The sequence below is a fragment of the Stenotrophomonas lacuserhaii genome, from assembly GCF_039674585.1.
In the GTDB taxonomy this organism is placed as follows: domain Bacteria; phylum Pseudomonadota; class Gammaproteobacteria; order Xanthomonadales; family Xanthomonadaceae; genus Stenotrophomonas; species Stenotrophomonas pennii_A.
Genome location: NZ_JBDJNU010000013.1, coordinates 21,085 through 43,982, shown reverse-complemented (window position 1 = coordinate 43,982; position 22,898 = coordinate 21,085). Strand labels below are relative to the sequence as shown.

At 67.7% G+C, this 22,898-nt stretch carries 18 protein-coding genes and 2 tRNA genes; 8 read left to right on the top strand and 12 right to left on the bottom strand.

The window, feature by feature from the left end; translation table 11 throughout:
• Positions 1-8: 8 nt before the first annotated feature.
• From argH to ABE522_RS07400, 4 genes are read left to right on the top strand one after another with little or no spacing between them, the layout of a single operon-like run.
• Positions 9-1,304, top strand: a complete 1,296-nt coding sequence (argH, locus tag ABE522_RS07415) for an argininosuccinate lyase (protein ID WP_346591134.1) — start codon at positions 9-11, stop codon at positions 1,302-1,304.
• The gene (locus ABE522_RS07410) at positions 1,304-1,567 is read left to right on the top strand and encodes a YciI family protein (RefSeq protein WP_346591133.1); all 264 of its coding nucleotides are present in this window, start codon (positions 1,304-1,306) and stop codon (positions 1,565-1,567) included. Before argH ends, ABE522_RS07410 begins: the two co-directional genes overlap by 1 nt.
• 7 nt (positions 1,568-1,574) lie before the next feature.
• The gene (gene proB / locus ABE522_RS07405) at positions 1,575-2,738 is read left to right on the top strand and encodes a glutamate 5-kinase (protein WP_346591132.1); all 1,164 of its coding nucleotides are present in this window, start codon (positions 1,575-1,577) and stop codon (positions 2,736-2,738) included.
• Positions 2,739-2,755: 17 nt separating this feature from the next.
• Positions 2,756-4,012, top strand: coding sequence for a glutamate-5-semialdehyde dehydrogenase (locus ABE522_RS07400; RefSeq protein ID WP_346591131.1), 1,257 nt, complete (start codon positions 2,756-2,758; stop codon positions 4,010-4,012).
• Between the two features lie 53 nt (positions 4,013-4,065).
• Here ABE522_RS07400 and pgaD read toward each other — a convergent pair whose 3' ends face one another.
• From pgaD to ABE522_RS07350, 10 genes are all read right to left on the bottom strand, one after another.
• Positions 4,066-4,554 (bottom strand): poly-beta-1,6-N-acetyl-D-glucosamine biosynthesis protein PgaD, encoded by a 489-nt coding sequence (gene pgaD, locus ABE522_RS07395; protein ID WP_346591130.1) that lies wholly within the window; start codon positions 4,552-4,554, stop codon positions 4,066-4,068.
• Positions 4,551-5,801 carry a poly-beta-1,6-N-acetyl-D-glucosamine synthase gene (pgaC, locus tag ABE522_RS07390; RefSeq protein WP_346591129.1) on the bottom strand — a complete coding sequence of 417 codons (1,251 nt, stop codon included), beginning with the start codon at positions 5,799-5,801 and terminating at the stop codon, positions 4,551-4,553. The genes pgaD and pgaC overlap by 4 nt, the downstream gene beginning before the upstream one ends.
• A 1-nt stretch (position 5,802) precedes the next feature.
• A complete protein-coding gene (pgaB, locus tag ABE522_RS07385; RefSeq protein WP_346591159.1) occupies positions 5,803-7,689 on the bottom strand; it encodes a poly-beta-1,6-N-acetyl-D-glucosamine N-deacetylase PgaB in 1,887 nt (628 codons plus the stop codon).
• A 16-nt stretch (positions 7,690-7,705) separates the two neighbouring features.
• Positions 7,706-9,742, bottom strand: a complete 2,037-nt coding sequence (gene pgaA / locus ABE522_RS07380) for a poly-beta-1,6 N-acetyl-D-glucosamine export porin PgaA (protein ID WP_346591128.1) — start codon at positions 9,740-9,742, stop codon at positions 7,706-7,708.
• Between the two features lie 221 nt (positions 9,743-9,963).
• Positions 9,964-11,184 carry a CynX/NimT family MFS transporter gene (locus ABE522_RS07375; protein ID WP_346591127.1) on the bottom strand — a complete coding sequence of 407 codons (1,221 nt, stop codon included), beginning with the start codon at positions 11,182-11,184 and terminating at the stop codon, positions 9,964-9,966.
• A 173-nt stretch (positions 11,185-11,357) separates the two neighbouring features.
• A tRNA-Pro gene (locus ABE522_RS07370) sits at positions 11,358-11,434 on the bottom strand.
• 83 nt (positions 11,435-11,517) lie between these two features.
• Positions 11,518-11,594: transfer RNA gene (locus tag ABE522_RS07365), tRNA-Pro, on the bottom strand.
• 54 nt (positions 11,595-11,648) lie between these two features.
• Positions 11,649-11,765: a cytochrome bd-I oxidase subunit CydX gene (gene cydX / locus ABE522_RS07360; protein WP_042614095.1), complete on the bottom strand. Its 117-nt coding sequence runs from the start codon at positions 11,763-11,765 to the stop codon at positions 11,649-11,651.
• A gap of 45 nt (positions 11,766-11,810) precedes the next feature.
• The gene (gene cydB, locus ABE522_RS07355; RefSeq protein WP_346591126.1) at positions 11,811-12,965 is read right to left on the bottom strand and encodes a cytochrome d ubiquinol oxidase subunit II; all 1,155 of its coding nucleotides are present in this window, start codon (positions 12,963-12,965) and stop codon (positions 11,811-11,813) included.
• A gap of 15 nt (positions 12,966-12,980) precedes the next feature.
• Entirely contained in the window at positions 12,981-14,567 is a 1,587-nt protein-coding gene (locus tag ABE522_RS07350) for a cytochrome ubiquinol oxidase subunit I (protein ID WP_346591125.1), read from the bottom strand.
• A 249-nt stretch (positions 14,568-14,816) separates the two neighbouring features.
• Between ABE522_RS07350 and cydD the strand changes: the two genes are divergently transcribed.
• The 4 genes from cydD to ABE522_RS07330 all read left to right on the top strand — a co-directional run bounded on the left by cydD (position 14,817) and on the right by ABE522_RS07330 (position 21,304).
• Positions 14,817-16,538: a thiol reductant ABC exporter subunit CydD gene (gene cydD, locus ABE522_RS07345; RefSeq protein ID WP_346591158.1), complete on the top strand. Its 1,722-nt coding sequence runs from the start codon at positions 14,817-14,819 to the stop codon at positions 16,536-16,538.
• Positions 16,535-18,220, top strand: coding sequence for a thiol reductant ABC exporter subunit CydC (gene cydC, locus ABE522_RS07340; protein WP_346591124.1), 1,686 nt, complete (start codon positions 16,535-16,537; stop codon positions 18,218-18,220). The genes cydD and cydC overlap by 4 nt, the downstream gene beginning before the upstream one ends.
• Before the next feature lie 144 nt (positions 18,221-18,364).
• Positions 18,365-19,861 (top strand): S8 family serine peptidase, encoded by a 1,497-nt coding sequence (locus tag ABE522_RS07335; RefSeq protein ID WP_346591123.1) that lies wholly within the window; start codon positions 18,365-18,367, stop codon positions 19,859-19,861.
• A 231-nt stretch (positions 19,862-20,092) separates the two neighbouring features.
• Positions 20,093-21,304: a trypsin-like serine peptidase gene (locus ABE522_RS07330; RefSeq protein ID WP_346591122.1), complete on the top strand. Its 1,212-nt coding sequence runs from the start codon at positions 20,093-20,095 to the stop codon at positions 21,302-21,304.
• A 6-nt stretch (positions 21,305-21,310) separates the two neighbouring features.
• Here ABE522_RS07330 and ABE522_RS07325 read toward each other — a convergent pair whose 3' ends face one another.
• Together ABE522_RS07325 and metX are read right to left on the bottom strand one after the other, a co-directional pair.
• Positions 21,311-21,718 (bottom strand): DUF1294 domain-containing protein, encoded by a 408-nt coding sequence (locus ABE522_RS07325; RefSeq protein ID WP_406846322.1) that lies wholly within the window; start codon positions 21,716-21,718, stop codon positions 21,311-21,313.
• Positions 21,715-22,827 (bottom strand): homoserine O-acetyltransferase MetX, encoded by a 1,113-nt coding sequence (metX, locus tag ABE522_RS07320; protein WP_346591121.1) that lies wholly within the window; start codon positions 22,825-22,827, stop codon positions 21,715-21,717. The genes ABE522_RS07325 and metX overlap by 4 nt, the downstream gene beginning before the upstream one ends.
• Positions 22,828-22,898 lie beyond the last annotated feature (71 nt).

The window sequence follows — 22,898 nt, the reverse complement described above, 5'->3', positions numbered from 1 at the left end:
AGCACAGCATGTCAGACCTTCTGTGGCAGAAGCCGGGCGTCGCGGTCGACGCAAAGATCCAGACCTTCCTCGCCGGTGATGACGTGATCCTCGATCGCGAATTCTTCCTGCATGACATCGCCGCCAGTGCCGCGCACGCCGAGGGCCTGCAGCACATCGGCATCCTCAGTGCCGACGAGCTGGCCGGCCTGCGGCGCGAACTGGAGGTGCTGGCCGATGACTTCCGCGCTGGCCGCTTCGTGCTGGACGAACAGTACGAAGACGGCCATTCGGCCATCGAAGCGCGCCTGACCGACCGCCTCGGCGATGCCGGCCGCCGCATCCACACCGGCCGCAGCCGCAACGACCAGGTGCTGGTGGCGACCCGGCTGTGGCTGAAGGAGAAACTGCAGCGCGTAGCCCAGCTAAGCGCGGAGATCGCCAAGGTGGCGCTGGATCGGGCCGAAGCCGAGAAAGACCTGCCGATCCCGGGCTATACGCACATCCAGCGTGCCGTCGTTTCCTCCGCCGGCATGTGGTGGGCGGGCTGGGCCGAGGCGTTCATCGACAACGCCGTCCGCGCCCGCGACACGCACGCGCTGGTGGATGCCAATCCGCTGGGCACCGCCGCCGGCTATGGCGTGAACCTGCCGCTGGACCGCGAGCACACCACCGCCGCGCTCGGCTTCGCGCGCATGCAGGTGTCGCCGATCTATGCGCAGCTGTCGCGCGGCAAGTTCGAGATGGCCGCGTTGGAAGCGCTCGGCGGCGCGACGCTGGACCTGCGCCGGATTGCCTGGGACCTGTCGCTGTTCACCAGCGCGGAGTTCGGTTTCGTGGCACTGCCGGCGCAGTACACCACCGGCAGCTCGATCATGCCGAACAAGCGCAATCCCGATGTCATCGAGCTGATGCGCGCCACCCACGCCAGCGTCGCCGCCGCCCGTACCGAGATCGAGCAGTTGCTCTCGCTGCCATCCGGTTACCACCGCGACCTGCAGGGGTCCAAAGGCGCTATCTTCCACGGCTTCGGCCGCGGCCTGGCCGCGCTGGAACTGCTGCCGGCGCTGCTGGCCAACCTGGAATGGTGCAACGACAAGCTGCTGGCCGGCATCGATTCGGGCATGTACGCCACCGATGTGGCGGTCGAGGCGGCCGTCGCCGGCGTACCGTTCCGCGAGGCCTACAAGGCCGCGGCCGCAGGTGCGGACACAGCAGGCCAGGGCCGTACCCCGGAAGGCAGCCTGGCCGCCCGGGTGTCGCCCGGCGCCGCCGCCGACCTGCGCCTGGACGTCCTGCGCGCGCGCTGGCAGGCACTGGCCTGATGGCCGGCACCGTCTACCTGGTGATGGCGATGCGCCGGCCGGATTTCGATCCGGCGGCGGTGCAGCCGCACATCGCTTTCCTCGACGAACTGCGTGCCGCCGGCCAGCTGCAGCTGACCGGTGGCTTCAGCGATGGCAGCGGCGGGGCCTACGTGCTGTGCAACGTCGGCACCCTGGAACAGGCGCGTGCCATCGTCGCGCGCGATCCGCTGGTGACCCTGCAGTCTTCGGACCTGACCGTCCACGAATGGACCACCCGCTGAGCCCCTGATGAGCGACCCTGCCGCCATGACCGCATCGCCGTTTCCCGAACAAGCGTTGCCGGACTGGCGGCGCGCCGTGCTGAAGGTCGGCAGCAGCCTGCTCGCCGCCGATGGTGGCGGGCTGTCCCCGCGCTACGCATTGGGGCTTGCCCAGTTCGTATCGGCCAACGTGCTGGCCGGCCGCGAGGTGGTGATCGTGTCGTCGGGCGCGGTCGCCGCCGGCCGCGCGATCCTGCCGCGGGTGGAGGCCAATGGCGCGGCGATGGCTGCCCGCCAGGCCTTGGCCGCACTCGGCCAGGCCCAGCTGATCGGGCTGTGGCAACGCTTCTTCGAACGTCCCGTGGCGCAGGTGCTGCTTACCCACGATGACCTGCGCAACCGCCGTCGCTACCTCAACGCCCGTGCCACGCTCAACGAGCTGCTGCGGCTGGGCGCGCTGCCGGTGGTCAATGAAAATGACACGGTATCGGTGGACGAGCTCAAGCTTGGCGACAACGACAACCTGGCCGCTACCGTGGCGGCGCTGGTGGATGCCGATGTGCTGTTCATCGCCACCGACATCGACGGCCTGTACAGCGCCGATCCGCGCCGGGATGCGACGGCACAGCCGATCGCGCAGGTGCATGAACTGACGGCCGAGGTGCTGGCGATGGCCGGGGGCAGCGGCAGCAGCGCCGGCACCGGCGGCATGCGCACCAAACTGGAAGCCGCATCCAAGGCAGCGCGGCTGGGCATCGAGACGATCCTGTTCAATGGCCGCAACGGCGACGTGGTGCGTGCGCTGGCACAGGGGCGCCTGCAGGGAACGCGCCTGCATGCCGCGCAGAGTCGCGAGGCCGCACGCAAGTACTGGCTGCGGCACGCACCCGTGGAACCCGGGGTGATCTGGGTCGACGATGGCGCGGTGCAGGCAATGCGGGCCAAGGGGGCTTCGCTGTTGCCCGGCGGCATCACCGGCGCGCACGGCGAGTTCCGCCGCGGCGACATGGTGGAGATCCGCTGCCGGGCGGGCGCTGCCGGCAGCGAGGTCAGCGTGGCACGCGGCATTACCCAGTATGCGGCCAGCGACATACGCCGCATCGCTGGCCGCCATTCGCGCGACATCGAAGCGGCGCTGGGCTACAACTACGGCGGCAACGTGGTGCACCGTGACGATCTGGTGCTGGTATGAATCCCGAGGTGACCCCCATGAATGACATCGAACAGCAGGCACGCGCCTGCCGCGCGGCCGCCAACGTCGTGGCCGGGCTGGACACCGCGCAGCGCACCGCAGTGCTGCGGGCCATGGCCACCGCGCTGGAATCGCATGCCGGGCAGATCCTGGCCGCCAATGCGCGCGATCTTGCCGCCGCGCGTGACAAGGGCATCGGCAGCGCGATGCTGGACCGGCTGATGCTGGACCCGCCGCGTCTGTTCGCCATGGCCGAGGCAGTGCGCGAGGTGGCCGGACTTCCCGATCCGCTAGGCCAGGTGACCCGTGACGACCTGCGTCCAAACGGCATCCGCGTGCAGAAAGTCCGCGTGCCGCTGGGGGTGATCGCGATGATCTACGAAGCGCGTCCCAACGTCACCGCCGAGGCCGCGGCGCTGTGCCTGAAAGCGGGCAACGGGGTGGTCCTGCGCGGCGGTTCGGAGGCGATCCATTCCAACACGGCCATCGCCGCTGCGCTGGGCAGTGCATTGGCGGCCCACGGGGTGCCGGCGGCGGCGGTGACGGTGCTGACCGACCTGCGCCGCGAGGCAATGCTGGAACTGCTGCAGCTGCACGAGCTGATCGATCTGGCGATCCCGCGCGGGGGAGAAGGCCTGATCCGCTTCGTCGCCGAACATGCGCGCGTGCCCGTTATCAAGCACTACAAGGGCGTCTGCCATCTGTTCGTCGATGCCAGTGCGGATATCGGCCAGGCCATCGACCTGCTGGTGGATGGCAAGTGCAGCCGGCCGTCGGCGTGCAATTCGCTGGAAACCCTGTTGGTACATCGTGATGTCGCCGGGGAATTCCTGCCGCGCGCCGGCGAGGCGCTGGCTTCGCGCGGGGTGGAACTGCGCGCCGATGCGCTGTCACAGCCGTTGCTGCCGGGCAGCACGCCTGCTTCCGATGCGGACTACGCGGCCGAGTTCCTGGATCTGATCATCGCGGTGAAAGTGGTGGATGACGTGGAGGCTGCGATCGCGCATATCCGCCGCTACACCTCCGATCACACGGAAGTGATCGCTACGCGCGACACCGTCAATGCCGAGCGTTTCATCCATGCGCTGCAATCGGCAGTGGTGATGGTCAATGCCTCTTCGCGCTTTTCAGATGGCGGCCAGCTGGGGCTGGGCAGCGAGATCGGCATCTCCACCACGCGCCTGCATGCGTACGGCCCGATGGGCCTGGAAGCGTTGACGGTGGAACGTTTCGTGGTGCGCGGGGAAGGGCAGGTGCGTACGGTAAAGGCGTGACGACCAACGGTCGTCACCCACAATGGGCAGGGGCTGACGGCCAGCGGCCGTCACTACCGGAAAGCGGGTTGCATCAGCGCCTGTTCGGTCAGGCCGACCGGGCGTGCATCATCGTCCATGTGCAGGGTGACCGCCTTGGCGCCGGACAGTTGGCGTGCCAGCGCATCGCTGGCGCCGAGGTCGCGCGCTATCTCCGCCAGTGCGACATCCACCCGCGGGGCACGCCGTTCCTTGCCGGCGAACCGGTAACGGTTGTACTCCGCCCACAGGATCAGCAGCGCCGCGCAGCCGATCAGCAGCACCGGCAGGGCGATGACCAGGAACGGATCCAGCTGCTGTTTGCGTTCGTACAATTGCAGCCATGCCAGGCGTCCGCCGACCAGCCACGAGACCAGCGTCACCACGGGCGCCCACAGGTAGAAATAGAACGCCCAGAACGCGATGGTGACGAATCCCCACGCAGTGCGCTGCAGCCGTGGCTGTTGGCGTGGCTTCTGGATGAGGCGCGAATCGAAACGACGGGATGGCTTGTGGGCGTTCATCGAATTCCCCGGTCCGGGCTGACCCAGGTGGCGCGCATCCTGCCCCGCTTCATCAGCGTTTTCGGCAATGCCACCAGGGTGGTGAAGAGGCTGATCAACCAATAGGCCATCGGGTACCAGATCACCCAGAAGTAGTTGCGGCCGATGTTGATTTCGTAACGACGGTCGATGATCAGGCTGCTGGCGAACTGCAGCAGGCAGACCAGCGCCAGGACCACGCCGTGCCACTGCGGCAGCAGTGTCTGGATGTACAGCGACGGCGGTAGTTCGACGAACCTGCCCAGCACCCACAACACGATGATCAGCAGCATCACGTAGGCCCACAGCACGCTGAAGATGTACTCCACCAGCACGCCCCACATGCGGCGCTTGCGCCAGTTGAACAGGCTCACGCCATGCCGCAGCAGCACCTCCACGCCGCCCTGGGCCCAGCGCAGGCGCTGCTTCCACAGTCCGCGCAGGGTTTCCGGCATCAGGATGAAGCACAACGCATTGGGTTCGTAACGGATGTCCCAGTGGTCCAGCTGCAGGCGCCAGCTGATGTCGATGTCTTCGGTGACCATGTCATCGGCCCAGTAGCCGATGCGGTGCAGCGCGCTGCGGCGGAAGCCGGCGATCACCCCGGAGATGGTGAAAATGCGGCCGTACACGCGCTGGGCCCGCTTGATCATGCCGATGATGGACGAGAACTCGGCGACCTGCAGGCGGCCCAGCAGGGTGGAACGGTTGCGGATGCGCGGGTTGCCGGTGACCGCGCCCACCCGCGGCCCGCTGGTCAGGTGCCAGACCATCCAGTGCATGGCGTGCTCTTCCAGCATCGCATCGCCGTCGATGCACACCAGGTATTCCGATCGCGCGGCCAGTGCGCCCATGCGCAGTGCGTTGGCCTTGCCCAGGTTGCGATCCAGATGGACCACGCGCAGGCGCGGATGGATCGCGGCCAGCGCATCCAGGCGCGCGCCGGTGTCGTCGCCGCTGCCATCGTTGATGGCGATCACTTCGAAGTCCGGGTAGCGCTGCGCCAGCGCCGCGCCGATGGTATCGTCCAGGTTGTCCGATTCGTTGTGGCAGGGAATCAGCAGCGAAGCGAACGGGTACTCGTCCATCGGCGGCGGATCATTGCGGTCGCGCGACTTCCGCTCGCGGCGGAAGAAGTAGTACAAGCCTCCCGACATCCAGAAGAACGCCATCACCATCGGGTAGAAGAAGGCGAACTGGAACAGGTAGTAGACAGGCGTGTGGTCCATGTCACCGCTCCGGATAAGGGAAGTTGCGTGCCGACATCGCGGCGCGCGCATCGGCGGTGGATGGCTTGTCGGCGATGAAGTCATCCGGGTACCACGCCAGGTGGCGCACGCCCTGCGCCTGCAGGCGGCGGACCTGCGCGCGCAGTCGCTCGCCGGGGATCGCGGTCCGGGTACGCCAGTCGACGGTCTGCAGCTCGAACAGGGTGTGCTTCAGCTCCGGATCGTGTTCGCGCACGGCTGCCACCAGACGGTCCAGCCAACGCTCCGGGCGGCTGCTGCCTTCCATCCAGGGCATCGCCATCAGGGCGGTGTGGTCGTAGGCAGCGTTGAACAGGTCCAGGCGCTGGGCAAACCATGCCGCGCTCTGCGGTTCCAGCACCGGCTGCGCATACAGGTTGCGCACGGTGCCCAGCTTCGGACGCCAGCGCTGCGCACGGTCACGCAGGGCCAGGGTGAAGTCGATCAGCGCCTGGGTGCGGTTGCCGTCCACGCCTTCCTGCGCCAGGCCGGTGAGCTCGGTATCGCGTACGTAGGCGTCGTCGTGGAACAGCAGGCCTTCGAAATAGGAGTTGATCGCCAGATCTTCATAGATGTCCAGGATGATCTGGCGCGCGGCCGGCTTGGTGAAGTCCATCCGGTACATGCCGTCCTGCTCCGGGCTGGCGATGCCCAGCGCCTGTTTCTGCACCGGATCGGGCAGCTCATAGCCCAGTACCGGCAACCACGCGTACACCTTCACGCCTGCACGGGTCTTGAGCTGCCACGCCACGCGGTTGAACAGGTCCGCGCGCATCGGCAGGTGGCGATTGGGGAAGTACAGCGCATCGGCGGTGTTGTTGCCATCCGGATCGGCGAAGGCCTGCAGGTAGACATGGGTCGGGCCGATCTTCTTGACCCGGTCGATCAGCGTGTCCAGGTTGCGCGCCAACTGCGCGGGATCGGCGTCATACACCGCGTCCATGTCGATCTGCAGGGCGCGGGTGCCGTCCAGGGTGATGTTGCGGCGCAGTTCGAAGGCCAGCCCGGTGACGTTCGGATTGCCGGTCACCAGCAGCCGCGCCAGCCCGTGCAGGTCACGGGTCACCGGCGTGCTGCGGCCCTCCAGGTCGAAGGACACCGGCATGCCGAGCTGCTCGGCGATGGCGTTGCTGAGCTCGTTGTAGGCTGCGTACGGCCAGACGATCGCCTGCGGACGCACGCCAAGGTTCTTTTCGATCAGGCTGGCACTGCGCGAAAGGTCATCGCGCAGGCGCCTTTCATACGCCGCCGCGGTCTCGTAGCGGCCGGTGGCCGGGTCGTAGGCGCGGGTGATCACTGCGGGAGTGGAGTTGCCCTGCGGGTTGGACTGCACGCCGTGGTGCTGGTTGTCGGTATGGCTGGCCAGCTCGATCAGGCCGCTGTCCTTCATCTCGCGCAGCTGGTCCCAGGTCAGGAAATCATCGCGGCCGAAGGGCCGGTAGCCGTAATCGATGGTGCGATCCGGGGCCATGTCGACGTAGTCGGTGATCACCGCCACCAGGGCAGGATAGTTGTACGCACGCAGCAGCGGGGAGACCTTGCTGTAGACGCTGCGCAGGCCGTCATCGAAGGTCAGCAGCACCGGCCTGGATGGCAGCACGGCTTCGCCGCGCGATGCCTTGACCAGCTGGCTCAGCGAGATCGGGTGATAGCCGTGCGCGGACAGCCAGTCCAGGTGGGCGGCGAAGTTCTGCGTGCTCACCGCATAGGCATCCGGATCGCCCTTGGCCGCCACGTCATCGCGGACGTCGTGGTAGCTCAGCACCAGCAGGCCGTTGCCGGCCGCATCCAGTTCCGGGCGGGTCTGCGCCTGGAGCGGCGCGCACAGCGCCAGCAGCACCAGCAGGATCATCATCATCGGCAGTCGCATGTTGCTCACCCGCATCTCATTCTCCCCAGCGCAGGCCGGCTTCCAGGCCGACGTGCCGCTCGCGTTGACCGTCATACACCGGACGCGACCAGCGCACCCCGTACTCGAAAATCCGCCCCGCGCCGATCTGCCACTCGTGGCGATACTCCACCGAGGGCACCAGTGCGCTGCCGAAGCTTTCCTGCCAGTAGTCGCCTACCGACACGGTCAGGCGGTGGCGGAAATGCTTCTCGTAGTGCCGCCACAACTGCTGGTCGATGCGCAGGCCGATTTCCACCGAGCGGTCGCGCGAGGGATTGAAGTAGGGCACGTCATCGCGGCTGCCACGGCTGGCATACAGGCTGCCCAGCCCATCCACCTGCAGGGTCGGGCGGCTCAGCAGGCGCTGTTCCACCGAGGTGCTGACAGTGTCGCGGCGGTTGCCGTCGTCATAACGGAACTGGCTGGCGCCGATCCGCCACTGCGTGCGCTCGTTGCGGGTATAGGTCGTGGCCAGCGCCACGCTGTCGGCGGTGATGCCGGACACGCGGGCCTGCATCGAGGCATCGGCATCGTTCCGTGCGGCGCTTGCGCCGACGTGCCACTGGTCGTTGAACTGCCAGCCGAGCCCCGCGCGCAGGCCGGTATCGCCGACGTCGTCATTCGGATGCAGGGCCACCAGCTCGCCGTCCAGCTGGTCGAAGCGGTAGTTCACCCCGGCACCGAACCACCACGGGTTGATGCGCTGGTTCTGGAAGTCCACCGAACGGCGGTCGGCGAAGGCCAGCACCCGCCAGCGATCGGCCAGGATCGGCGAGGACGCCTGCACGCGGTAGCTGCCATCGTCGTTGCCCAGTGGCGAAGCACCGCCGCCGCCACTGCTGCGGCCGACTTCCGCGTTGGCTTCCAGCTGCCAGCCGCGGTGCGCGCGCCAGGCGCGGTCCATGCGCTGCACCGAAGGCTGGTTCGGGTAGCGGGCCAGCAGGTCGTCATGTATCGGGCGGGCACGGTCGTCGCGCTGCAGCGCGATGTGGGACTCGAACATGCCGATGCGCGGGGAGACGTCGCGCGGATCCAGCGTATAGGCCATCTGGTGGCGCTCCAGCGCACGCCGTGGCCAGCCGCGCATCTGGTAGACGCCGCCCAGCGCGGTCTGCAGGCCCCCGTTGCCCGGCCCGGACTCCACCATCCTTTCCAGCTCGCCCTGCGCGGTCGGCAGGTCGTTGCTGTAGGCGCGGATCATCGCCAGGTTGAGGTCGGCTTCATAGCGGGCCCAGTTGGCGTAGGGCGCTCGTGCATCCGGGCCCCAGCGCCAGATCGGCTCGTCTTTCTGCCAGTCCACCAGATAGTCGATGGCGGTGCCGGCCTGCTCGGTTTCCAGGTAGGCATAGGCCAGTTCGGAGCGGGCCTGGAAGCGCGAGGGGTCGTTCTTCACGGCCTGCGACAGCAACGGGATCGCTTCGTCCGGATGCTGGTTGGCCATCAGCGAGTCGCCCACCGCCGGCAACACGTAGTCGGGCAGTTCCACGCCATCGGCGCGCAGGGCGAGATATTCTTCGCGCAGCTGGGCGTGGCGGGACAGGCGGTTGAGCAGGATCAGGCGGTCCAGGCGGATGCGCCGGGGGGCCTGCGCCAGCGGGGTACCGTCGCGCTGCAGGTACTTTTCCATCAGCGCCAGGGTGTCTTCGGCTTCATCCAGGCGGGTGTCTTCGCTTTCGCCGTAGGCCATGCTCCAGCCCACCAGGCGGGCAAGGTAGTCCGCTTCAAAGCGCTCTTTCTGTGCTGCATCGAACAGCTCCGGGCGCGCCTGGTACAGCTGCCAGGCCCGGCTGGCGTTGCCGATGTCGCCCAGGGTCAGCACCTGCAGCTTGTACAGCAGGTCATCACCGGGACTGGACTGCTGCGCGCGCTCGATCGCCGCCAGCGCGTCCAGCCACTGGGCCTGGTCGCGATGGCGGCTGATTTCAGCCATCTGCCCGGCGCGGTCGGACGGGGCAGGGGCGGCGTGCGCGCCTGTCGCCAGGACGAGGCAGGCCAAGCCGACGCAACGCGCCAGCGGACGATGGACAGACATGAAACCCCCAGAAGCTGGTTCGTGCGATGAAGAATTGGAAAATGTGACGCACATCACGTGCCAACTGCCTGCAGCGCGGGGCCCCATGGCGCATCCTCCTGCGGCCGACACCGCAGCAAGACGCCCTGCGACAGACGCAGGGTCAGCAACTGACGCGCTGCGTCAGTTGCGACCGATCATGACGGGGTCACCTCGATGGCCTGCTCACGCAGCGAGGTGTTTCACCACAGGTCTTCGAGCTTGCGTGGCTTGCAGGCGAACCAGGACGCGCACAGCATCACCAGCGCGCAGCAGAACAGGAAGCCGAACGGCAGGGTCCAACTGCCGCTCACGTCGTGCAGCCAACCCACCAGGAACGGACCCAGGCAGCTGAAGCTGTAGCCCACGCCCTGCATGAAGCCGGACAGTGCGGCCGACCCGGTGGGGGTGCGCGTGCGCAGGTTGATCAGGGTGAGCGCGAGTGGGAACGTCGAAGGACCCAGTCCCAGCAGGCAGGCCCACAGCAGCGGGGCCTTCATCGGCGCCAGCAGCAGCCCGGCGAAGGCCACCACGAAGGAACCAAAGCCGATCAACACCAGCGGGAACGGGTTGGCCATGCGCACCGCCAGCGACGGAATCACCAGCGAGGGCAGCAGGCCCAGCGCGGAGAACATCGCCACCATCACCCCGCCGAAGGCCGGCGACGCACCGGCTTCGACCACGATGCGCGGCAGCCAGGTGAACATCGAATAGGTCATCAACGAGGTCATGCCGAACATCAGCGTCATGCCCCAGCCCAGCGAGGTCGCCGAGACGCGGCCGTGCGGCTGCGCAGCCGGATCCGGGCCATCGGTGATCACATCGTGGCGCGGGGTACGGCGCACCAGCATCAGCCACGGCAGGGTCGCGGCCAGTGCCAGCAGCGCCCACATGCCCAGCGACACGCGCCAGCCGGCCGCGTTGGCGACCGGCACCGCCAGCAACGCCGGCAGCATGGTGCCCAGCTGCAGCGCGCTGATGTACAGCGTGCTCATCGTGCCCACCTTGTTGGCGAAGTAGCGCTTCACCAGCGGCGGCACCACCACGTTGCCGATGCCCATGCCGGCCAGGGCGATGATCGAGCCGCCCAGCAGGCTGCCCATGCCGACCGCGCTGGAGCGCAACAGCAGGCCGACCAGCGCCAGCGACATCGCCAGCAGCGTGGTGCGCTCCAGCCCAAGGCGGCGCGCCAGCATCGGCGTGCACACGCCGAACAGGGCGAACGAGGCAGTCGGCAGCATGCCCAGCACACCGGTCATGGTGGTGCCGAAGCCGAAGGTCTGGCCCAGCACGTCAAGCAACGGCGTCACCGAGGTGACCGCGGTACGCAGGTTGACCGCGGCCAGCACGATGGCAGCGAAGACCAGGGCGCGCCCGTGCAGCAGCGAAGGCGCAGGCGAGGAAGGGGAGGCGGTGGGGCTCATGGTGGATCCTTGCCGGTGGCGCGCGCGGCGGCCTCCGGATGCAACGGCGGCACCGGGCGGACGCCGGTGCGGCAGGGTGGGGGAGGGGCCCATTGTACGTCGCCAGGCAAAACGACAGGCACAAAAAAACCCGGGAGACCGTCGTCTTCCAGGTTTCTTCGTGACCAACAAAGTGGTCGGGGAGACAGGATTCGAACCTGCGACCTCTACGTCCCGAACGTAGCGCTCTACCAGACTGAGCTACACCCCGAAGGGTAGCCGCCTATCATATCGATTCCCGCACTGGGCGGCAAGGGGAATCGCAACTTCCTTCGGTCGTTCCGACCACCGGAGTGGTCGGGGAGACAGGATTCGAACCTGCGACCTCTACGTCCCGAACGTAGCGCTCTACCAGACTGAGCTACACCCCGAAGGAGCCGCCTAAGATACCGTGTGAAGGCCAAGGCGGCAACACTTTTGTTACATCATTTACCGTCGCGGCCGTCGATCGAGCCCGACTCGCGGGCTTCGAACCACATGCCGTTGAGAATTGCCACGACCGAGGCCAGGCCGGTGCCGAGGATCCAGGCGAAATACCACATGGTGTGCTCCTTCAGAAGGTGCCGGCTGTTGGCCGGCACGGGGGGTCAGTACGCGTTGGGGTTGTCGGACATGTCTTCGGCGGTGGTCTTGCCCTTCATCACCCGGTAGACCCAGCTGGTGTAGGTGAGGATGATCGGCAGGAAGATCACCGTGGCCACCAGCATGATGAACAGCGTGAGGTGGCTGGAGGACGCATCCCATACGGTCAGGCTGGAACCGGGCTGGCTGGAGGAGGGCAGCAGGAACGGGAAGATCGCGAAGCCGACGGTCAGGATGATGCCGGTGATCGACGCTCCCGAGGCCAGGAACGCCAGGCCACCGCGCCGGGCACGCAGCAGTACCGCGCTGGCCAGCGCACCGAGCAGGCCGATGACCGGTGCCAGCAGGGTCGCCGGCATGCTGCTGTAGTTGCGCAGCCAGCCGCCGGCCGCGGCGCCCTCGGCGGCGGTCTTAAGCAAGGGATTGGTCGGTCCGTCGGTGACCACCTGCGAGGTGATTTCATAACCGGGCAGCCCGAAGGCCACCCAGGCACCGGCCAGCGCGAACAGCACGAAGCTGAGCAGTGCGGCGACGCTGCCATAGCGGGCAGAACGTTCGGCCACCGGGCCGTCGGTCTTCAGCACCAGCATGGCCGCCCCGTGCGACACCAGCATCGCCACGCTGACCAGTCCGGCGATCAGGGCGAACGGAGTGAGCAGGCCGAAGAACGAGCCGGTGTAGAAGATCCGCATGCTGTCATCGAAGTGGAACGGCACGCCGAGCAGCACGTTGCCCACCGCCACCCCGGCGATCAGGCCGGGCAGCAGGCCGCCGACGAACAGCACCCGGTCCCAGTTGTCGCGCCAGCGCTTGCCGGGCATCTTGCTGCGGTACTTGAAGCCCACCGGGCGCAGGATCAGGCCGAACAGCATCGCGAAGATCGCCAGGTAGAAGCCGGAGAAGCTGACCGCGTACAGCGGTGGCCAGGCGGCGAAGATCGCGCCGCCGCCGAGCACCAGCCAGACCTGGTTTCCTTCCCATACCGGGCCGATGGTGTTGATCACCAGCCGGCGCTCGTCGTCGGTCTTCGCCACGAACGGCAACAGCGTGCCGACGCCGAGATCGAAGCCGTCCATGACGGCCCAGCCGATCAACAGGATGCCCAGCAGCAACCACCAGATGATGCGCAGGGTGGTGTAATCGAGTCCAAGGAATTCCATGTGGGTTCTCCTGCCTTATGCCTGGCCGGGGGCCGGGATGGCATTGTGGGAAACGGACGCGCGCGGCGCCTGCAGGGACGGCAGGATCTCGTCGGGACCGGTGCGGATCGCCTTCAGCATCAGCTTGACCTCGATCACCAACAGCACCGTGTACAGCAGCGTGAACACCGCCAGCGTGGTGAGGATTTCATGCAGGGCCAGGCCGGATGCAGCGTAGAAAGTGGGCAGCACGCCATCCACGGCCCATGGCTGGCGACCGTATTCGGCGACGAACCAGCCGCATTCGATGGCAATCCACGGCGCCGGCAGCGACCACAGGGCCAGCGTCAGGAACCAGCGCTTGTCCTGGAAGTTGTTGCGGCAGGAGTAGTAGAACGCCAGCGCGAAGAAGGCGATCAGGTAGAAGCCCAGCCCGGCCATGATGCGGAAGGTCCAGAACAGCGGGGCGACCCGCGGCACGGTATCCATCGCCGCCTTGCTGATCTCTTCCGGCGTGGCGTTGCCGATGTCGTCGCGGTAGCGCTTGAGCAGCAGGCCATGGCCGAGGTCCTGCCAGTGGCGGTCGAACATCTCGCGTGCCTGCACATCGTTCTTGTCCGCACGCACACGCTGCAGGGCGCCGTAAGCGATCTGCCCGCCGCGGATGCGGTGCTCGGCCCGTTCCACCAGTTCCAGGATGCCGGGGATCGGCTGGTCCACCGAACGGGTGGCGATCAGGCCCATCAGGTAGGGGATCTTGATCGCGAAGTCGTTCTGCTGGGTGGTCTGGTTGGGAATGCCGAAGGCAGTGAAGTCCGCCGGTGCACGCTCGGTCTCCCACATCGCTTCGATCGCGGCCAGCTTCATCTTCTGGTGTTCGCTGGCGGCATACCCGCTCTCGTCACCCAGCACCACCACCGACAGCGAGGACAGCAGGCCGAAGGCTGCGGCCACGGCGAAGGAACGGCGTGCCATGTCACGGTGCTTGTCGCGCAGCAGGTACAGCGCGCTGATGGACATCACGAAGATCGCACCGGTCACGTAGCCGGCGCTGACGGTGTGCACGAACTTGGCCTGCGCCACCGGGTTCAGCAGCACCGCGGCAAAATCCACCACCTCCATGCGCATCGTTTCCGGGTTGAAGATCGCCCCGGTGGGGTTCTGCATCCAGCCGTTGGCGATCAGGATCCACACCGCCGACAGGTTGGTGCCCAGCGCCATGAACCAGGTCACGGCCAGGTGCTTGACCGGGGTCAGCCGCTTCCAGCCGAAGAAGAACAGGCCGATCAGGGTGGCTTCGAGGAAGAACGCCATCAGGCCTTCGATCGCCAGCGGCGCGCCGAAGATGTCGCCGACGTAGTGGCTGTAGTACGACCAGTTCATGCCGAATTGGAACTCCATCACCAGCCCGGTGGCCACGCCGATGGCGAAGTTGATGCCGAACAGCGTGCCCCAGAACAGGGTCATCTGGCGCCAGACCGGCTTGCGGGTCATGACGTACACGCTCTCCATGATGGCCACCAGGAAGGACAGGCCAAGGGTGAGGGGGACGAAGAGGAAGTGGTACATCGCGGTCAGGGCGAACTGCAGCCGCGACAGTTCTACGACTGTCGAATCAATCATGGCCTGGCTACCTCGTGGGATAGTGCCGTGGGGGTGCGGGAAGGGTGGTCTACGTGGAGCGATGATGTGACCGACTACTTCGAACAGCCTTGATTCAGATCAATGTAGAAAAGGATCCCCGCAGTGATCGTATGCCAACCGCGGCGTCCGTGCGACCGTACGCCGCAGGGGCGCCGGGACCTGCGCCTACAATGCCCCCAGACCGTTTCCCGCCGAGCCACCGTGAGCCAGGACACCGAAACCCAGCTGATGCAAGCCCAGCGCCATGAGGCGCAGCAGCGCAGACTCCGCCAGCACTGGCTGGATACGCTGGGAGCGGCGGCAGGCGGCCGCCGCCGGCTGGCCGCTACCGCCATCAGCGTGTCCGGGGTACTGCTGGTGGCCCAGGCCGGAGCGATTGCCTGGCTGGTCCAGCACGTGCTGTTCGAGGGCGCGCCGCTGGCCGACGGCGTGTGGGTGCTGGCGGGGCTGGGCGGGGTCCTGCTGTTGCGCACTCTGCTGGGCAGCGTGGTCCAGGCGTGTGCCGGCGATGTGGCCGATGCGGCGCGGCTGGCGCTGCGCGAACGTGCCTATGCCAGCGTGCTGGGCAAGGGGCCGCTGTGGCTGCGGCAACAGCGCAGCGGCGAGTTGGGCGAAGTGATGCTGGCCCATGCCGATGCCATCGAGAACTATTACAGCGGCTTCCAGCCGGTGCGCATCGAGGTGGTGGTGGTGCCGCTGATCATCGCTTTGGCGGTGGCCTGGGTGGACTGGGTGGTGGCGGTCATCTTCATCGCCACCGCGCCGCTGGTGCCGTTCTTCATGATGCTGGTGGGCTGGGGCGCCGAGGCGGCCGGGCGCGCACAACTGGGCGAGCTGGCGCGGATGAGCGGGCACTTCGCCGACCGCATCAAGGGACTGGGCCTGCTGCGCCTGTACGGCCGCGGCCAGGCCGAACTGGAGGGCGTGGCCGAGGCGGCCGATGGCGTGCGCGAGCGCACGATGAAAGTGCTGCGGATCGCGTTCCTGTCCTCCACCGTGCTGGAATTCTTCGCCTCGGTCAGCGTGGCGATGGTGGCGCTGTACCTGGGCCTGAGTTACCTGGGCATGATGTCCCTGCACGCGCAGGTGCCCACGCTGGGGGCGGGCCTGTTCTGCCTGCTGCTGGCACCGGAGTTCTATGCGCCGCTGCGTCGCCTGGCCGCGCACTACCATGATCGCGCCAACGCGCTGGCTGCCGCCGCCGAAATCGAACGCTTGCTCGGCGAGCTGCCCGGCCCTGCTGCAGCGTCTGCCGCGCGGCGGATTCCGCTCAGCGTGCCGGCAGAGCCGATGCAGTTGCACGCGCCCCTGCTGCAGGCGCGGGGGCTGGTGCTGCGCCCGCTGGGTGCAGGCCACGATGTGCTGCAGGACGTCGATTTCGAGCTTGAACCGAACCAGCGACTGGCGGTGGTCGGCCCCAGCGGCAGCGGCAAAAGCACCCTGCTCGAAGCCTTGGCCGGTTGGCTGCCGCCGCGCGAGGGCAGCGTCATCGTGCGTCCGGGACTGGAAGTCGGTTACGCCGGCCAGCGCCCCTACCTGTTCCACGGCAGCATCGCCGACAACCTGCGGCTTGCCGATCCCACCGCCAGCCTGGCCACCCTGCGCCAGGCGGCCGGGGCCGCGCAGGTGCTTGCCTTCGCAGACCGCCTGCCGGACGGGCTGGATACGGTGATCGGCGAGCGCGGATTCGGATTGTCCGGCGGTGAAGCGCGGCGCATCGGCCTGGCCCGGCTGCTGCTGCGCAATCCCGCCATCATGCTGCTGGACGAACCCACCGCATTCCTGGATCCGCGTACCGAAGCGGCCCTGCTGCAGGCGCTGGCGATCCATGCGCGCGGTCGCAGCGTGATCATCGCCACCCACAGCCCCGCGGCCATTGCCTGGGCCGACAGCACGTTGCGTCTGCCCGATGGCCACCTGCACCACGACCCGCGCCAGGTGCGCGCATGAGCGCCGCGCAACGCGATCCGCTGCGCACGGTGTTCGCCCGCCACACGCCGCGCCTGCTGCTGACAGTGCTGTTGTTGTGGACCACGATGCTGGCCGGGACGGCGCTGCTCGGGCTGTCCGGCGGGTTCCTGACCGCGGCCGCACTGGCCGGCGCCGCCGGACTTGGCAGCGGGTTCAACTTCTTCTCGCCCTCGGCAGGCATCCGCGGCCTGACCATGGCGCGGATCGTGTCGCGCTACTTCGAAAAGCTGGTCGGCCACGATGTGACCCTGCGCATCGCGCGTGATGCACGCGTGTGGTTTTTCCGCCGCGCCCTGCCGCTGGCACCGGCACGGCTGGGCACCACGCGTACCGGTGAACTGCTGGCACGGCTGTTGGGCGACATCGCCGAGGTGGATGGACTGTTCGTGCGCGCGCTGGGGCCGCTGTGCGCGCTGGCCGCCCTGAGCCTGGTGGGCATCGGCTCGGCGTGGCTGATCCTGCCGCAGGCAGCGGCGCTGCTGGCGGTCATGGCATTGCTGGTCGGCGTGGGCGTGCCGTGGCTGGGCGTGCGCGGACGTGCAGGGGAAGAAGTCGACCGCGCAGCGCACCGCACGCAGCTGCGCACGCTGTCCCTGGAGGGCATCGAGGGTGCCGCCGACCTGGCGGCGCTGGATGCGCTGGCGCACTGGCAGGGCCGGGTGGAAGTGGCCGCCCGGCAGCTTCGTGCCCGCGATCGTCGGCGTCGCTGGCGCCTGCTGGCCGGCACCACGTTGCATGGCGTGGTGACCGGGGCCGGGCTGTTGGCCATGCTGGCGCTGGCGTTGTCGGCCCATGAAAACGGGCGGCTGGATGCGCCGATGGCCGCCGGGCTGGTGTTCCTCAGCGTGGCCATGATCGAGCTGTGGGCCGGCCTGGGCCTGGCCTGGCAGGCACTGCAGTCCGGCCACGTGTCGGTGTCCCGGCTGCAGTGCATCGTCGACCAGCCGCCGATGGTCAGCGAGCCCGCTTCGCCCTGTGACCTGCCGACGGTCCCGGCCGCAGTATGCTGGGAAGGCGTTTCGTTCGCCTGGGAAGACGGCGGTCGCGCCGTGCTGGACGGCGTGGACCTGCGGCTGGAGCCGGGCCGGCGCATCGCCATCCGGGGCGACAGCGGCAGCGGCAAGACGACGCTGTCCAGCCTGCTGTTGCGCCTGTACGACCCGACCCGCGGGCGCATCACGCAGGGCGGGACCGACATCCGCCACTACGCGCAGGATGACTGGCACCGGCAACTGGCATGGCTGCCGCAGCACGCGCCGGTGTTCGCCGGCAGCGTGTCCGACAACCTGCGCCTTGGCGACCCCGGGGCCAGCGATGCCGTGTTGTGGGCGATGCTGGAGCGGGTCCGTCTGGGCGACTGGGCACGCGCCGTCGGCGGCCTGCAGGGCTGGGTCGGCGAGAACGGCGCCACCCTGTCGGCGGGGCAGGCGCGTCGCCTGGCGCTGGCGCGCGCGTTGCTCCGCGGTGCCCCGATCCTGGTGCTGGACGAGCCCACCGAAGGCTTGGACGTGGATGCCGCGCATGCACTGCTGGCCGACCTGCCCGCGCTGCTCGAAGGACGCAGCCTGCTTATCATCACCCATGATCCGCTGCCTGCCGGCGTGGTGGACCAGGTGTACCACCTGCAGGGCGGACGGCTGCACGTGGTGGAGCCCCGCTGAGCCGACGCCGTCAGGTGATTCCCGGAGCTGGCGCTGCAGCCTTGTCCGATGGAAGCGGTCCGCGCGCTCAGCACACTGGAGATGCGCCACCCCGTGGCGTGTGCGGTCTTCCGGTCCGCGCCCATGTCCCCAGGAGGAATCTCCATGCGCCTGACCTTGTCCCAGGCCCTCTTCGCCAGCGCTGCCTGCTCCCTGCTGCTGTCGCCCGCCACTGCAGGTGCGCAGGCCAGCACCGATGACCCGGCGTGGTCCATCGAAAAACCACGGCAGACCCGGATCGGCCCCGGCTACTCGCAGGATTCCATCGAAGTGAAGTTCCGCAACGCCGACCGCACGGCGCCTGGCAAGGCCGGCTGGACCTCCCGGCGCAGCGGCGCGTTGCCCCGGCTTGACGCGTTGACGGCAACGGATGGACCGGTACTGCGCGTCACCCCGCTGTTCTCCGCCGATGTCGTGCACGACACAGCCGATCGCGTGGACCTGCCTGCACTGGGCCAGTGGTACCGCATGCAGCTGAAAGCGGGCCAGGACGCGGCAGCCATCATCGACCTGTTGAACGGCATGGACGCGGTGGAAATCGCCTACGCCGTACCGCTGCCGGCGCCACCGCCATCGGCCGCTCCGGCGCCCGCCACGGCGCAGTGGGCGTCTCCGCTGTTCGTCGAACGGCAGGGGTACGCGCTGGCTGCCGCCTCCGGTATCGATGCCGCCCACGCACGCACGGTGCCGGGGGGCGACGGAACGGGCATACGCGTGGTCGACATCGAATACAGCTGGAACTGGCAGCACGAGGACCTGACCAAACTGCGCGTACCGGGGACCTGGATCAAGCAGGGGACCAGCATCACCGATCCGTTCAATGACAACAGCCACGGCACATCGGTGCTTGGCGAGATGATCGCCGATGATAACGGCTTCGGGGTGAGCGGGCTGGTCAGTGGCGCCACGCCGCACTACGTCAATGTCGCCAGTCCACAGACCGGCTACAACCCAGCCAATGCCGTGGCGCTGGCGGCGGCGAAGCTGGCGCCGGGCGATGTGATCCTGATCGAACAACAGTTCCCCGGCCCGGCGCCCTGCACCGGCTACGTAGCACCGGAATGGATCCCGTCGATCTACGACGCGGTGGTTTCCGCGGTCAGGCGTGGCATCCACGTGGTGGAGACCGCAGGCAACGGCAACGTCAACCTGGACGCCAGCTGCTTCGGCCCCGGTTTCCCGCGTGGGCGGCCTGACTCCGGCGCCATCCTGGCGGGTGCGGGCGGCGCGGCGGCCACGCAGTGGTGCAGGGACAGCGTGGTACCCCGCTCAAGGCTGGGTTTTTCCACCCATGGGCGCCGGGTCAACCTGCAGGGCTGGGGCGGCTGCGTGGCCACCACCGGAGGCCGTGACCTGTACTACGGTGGGCCCCATGCGGGCTACACGCAGCGCTTCAACGGTACCTCCAGCGCGGGACCGATCGTGGCGTCGGCGGTCGCTGCGGTGTCGGGTGCGGCCAAGGCCGGCGGCAAGACGCTCACGCCGCTGCAGCTGCGCAGCCTGCTGGTGGAAACCGGCACGCCACAGGTCGGCAACAATGGCCACATCGGCCCCCTGCCCAACCTGCGTGCTGCGCTTGAACGGCTTGCCGACATGCCATGAGCTGACATCTGAAGGCGACACGCGCGTGGGCGGTCGCTGCTGGATCGCATTGCGCCAGTCCGGGGCTGCAGCTGCCGGAGCTGGCGCACGTTGATCACCCGGCAGGGTGTTGACCGGTGAACTCCGATGTCTGCCAGCGGCATCTGCCCCGCGCGCATCCGGTGTTTGCCCGACGTCGCTTCATCGCACCGCGCTGCACAGTCGAGCGGTGTCCAACCGTTGGAGTGCGCAATGAAGCATGCAGTATCAATCGCCTTTCGGCTGGGCTGTGTCCTGGTGCTGGGTTCAACGCTTTCCCCGCCTGCCAGCGCAGCTGAGCCGCTTGTCGCAGGAATCACCCGCGCCACGAACCTGCGGCTGTTTTCCGACGCGACGCGCGATGCGGGCAAAGCCCAGCCCATCATCGTGTCTGCACGGGATGCCACCTACATCAAGGTCCATCTGGGCCAGTTCGATCTGCCGCGGGGGGTAACCCTGGAGATATCCAGCCCGGACGGATCAGAAGTCCACCGCTACAGCAGCCAGGCCCGCGATGCCCACACGGTGGATGCTGCCCTTGATGAGGACGGTCGCTCCCGGTTCGGTGCGATGTCCATCCACGGCGACACCGCCATCCTGCGCCTGACCGGCACGCCCGAAGAGCCGTGGGCCGGCCATCGCGGCGTCCAGGTCACGCATTATGACGAAGGGTTGCCGCTCGACCAGGTCGCCCGGCCCGCGGCGGCCGGTTCCCTGGAAGGCGCGGCCACAGGGGCGCGCGCGATCTGCGGCGCCAAGGACCTCCAGCCCGTCGCCTGCCTGGCAGGACGTGACAGCCAGGCGTACAGCGCGGCCAGGCCGGTGGCACGGTTGCTGATCGGTGGTCGTGCCCTCTGCACCGCGTGGCGGGTGGGCAGCGACAACCGTCTGTTCACCAACAATCACTGCTTCAACAGTGCCGCAGGGGTCGCTTCCACGGAGGTCTGGTTCAACCATGAGGCAGCGCAGTGTGGCAGCGGGGCCGCAGCGGCGGTGACGAAAGTGAGCGGCGCCACGCTGCTGAAAACCGACGTCGCACTCGACTACAGCCTGTTCACGGTCAACCAGTTCGCGACCATCGCGCAGTTTGGTCACCTTGGTCTGGATGTCGGCACGCCGCGGCCTGGCCAGGAGATCTTCATCCCGCAGCATCCCGGCGGTCGCCTGAAAGAGCTGGCGGTCACCAGCGACGCGCAGGGTGGGGGGCGTTGCACCCTCATCAGCACCACAGCGAACAGCGGGCGCGATGCCAGCTACAGCTGCGACACCGAGGGGGGAAGCTCCGGGTCGCCCGTCATCGGCCGCGCCAGCAACCGCGTGGTCGCGCTACATCATCTCGGCTGGAGCGACTGCACCAATTCCGGCGCGAGGATCGACCTGATCTGGCCGCAGGTAAAACAGTACTTCAACAACGTCGTGCCGTAAGCCGTATCAGGCACGCCAGGCGAACACGCGCAGCAGTGCCAGGGTGCACGCTGCGTTTGCCACCACGCAGATCCAGAACACCTGCTGGAAGGAAACTTTGCGGTTCTTGTGGCGCAACAGCGACTGGGCAAACAGCGCGCCCGGCCAGCCGCCAGACAGCGCCAGCATCTGCAGCGTGCGCTCCGGTGTACGCTGCTGGGCGCGGGTCGCCGCGCGCTTGTCGCGCCAATAGAGGCCGAAGGTCCACACGCTGGCCAGCAGCATCCAACCGGCCAGCCAGGCCGGCAGCCAGCCGGCCACCGTGCAGCCCAGCAGCATCCCCGCCACCAGCAGCGCCAAGGCGGTCCGCAGGCCCAGCGCGGGTGCATCGGCCGTAGGCTTCGCGCGCTTTCGTGGCGCGGCGCGGCGACTCACAGTTCGCCGAGAAAGCCGCGCACCGCAGGACCGAAACGCTCGAAATCGACCAGGAATGCGTCGTGTCCCTGCGGGGAATCCAGTCCGATGAAGTGCGCTTCGGCACCGCCCGCGCGCAGGCCGTCGGCGATCTGCTGCTGCTGTTGTACCGGGAACAGGATGTCGGTGTTCGCACCGATGGCCAGTGCCTTCTCCACCTTGATCCGGGCAAGACCGGCCAGTACGTCGCCATTCCCCTGGTCGGCCAGGTCGAACCAGTCCATCGAGCGGCTCAGGTACAGATAGCAGTTGGGATCGAAGAAGCGGACGAAGCGACGTGCGTGCCCTTCCAGATAGCTTTCGACCTGGAATTCGAGCCCGAACGGATCGTCATCGGCCTGGTCCGAATCCAGCCGCACGCGACCAAAACGGCCATCCCATTCCAGCGCCGAGCGATAGGTGATCACCCCCAGCTTGCGCGCCATGCGCATGCCCGATTCGGGATAGTGATCGTCATCGTACTGCCCCCCGTTCCACTGCGGATCCAGCCGGATGGCTTCGCGCTGCAGCGAGCGGATGGCGATGGAAAACGGCAGGGCCTGTGCGCTGCCTGAGATATTGATGTGGCTGCGCGCGATGCCCGGATGCAGCAGCAGTACTGCAAGGGCAGTCATGCCGCCCATCGAGTTGCCGACCAGGCAGGCCAGCTGCGTGATGCCGAGTGCACGTACCACCTCCACCGACGCGCGAGCGCCGTCTTCCACCGACAGTTCGGGGAAGGTCAGGCGATAGGGCTCGCCGGTCGCCGCGTTGATGCTTGCCGGACCGGTGGAGCCCTTGCAGCTGCCCAGCGAGTTGACGCAGATGACGAACCAGCGGTCGGTATCGATCGGCTTGCCTGGGCCGACCATGCCTTCCCACCAGCCAGCGGCGGGGTTCGCTGCATTGCTGGCGGCGTGTGCGTCGGGCGAGAGGCCGGTGACGATCAGGATCGCATTGCTGGCTTGGCGATCCAGCGTTCCCCACGTTTCATACGCCACGCGTCCATCGATCAGCGCGCCGCCGCGCTTGAACGGGAACGGAGAGAAAAGGGCGTGGAACAGCGTGCCGGGCGGAATGAATTCAGTCATGGCCGCATTCTATCCCCAGCGCTGTCGCCGCTGCGCTCGCCGAGCATGGCTCGGCGCTACCTGCCTGGTCC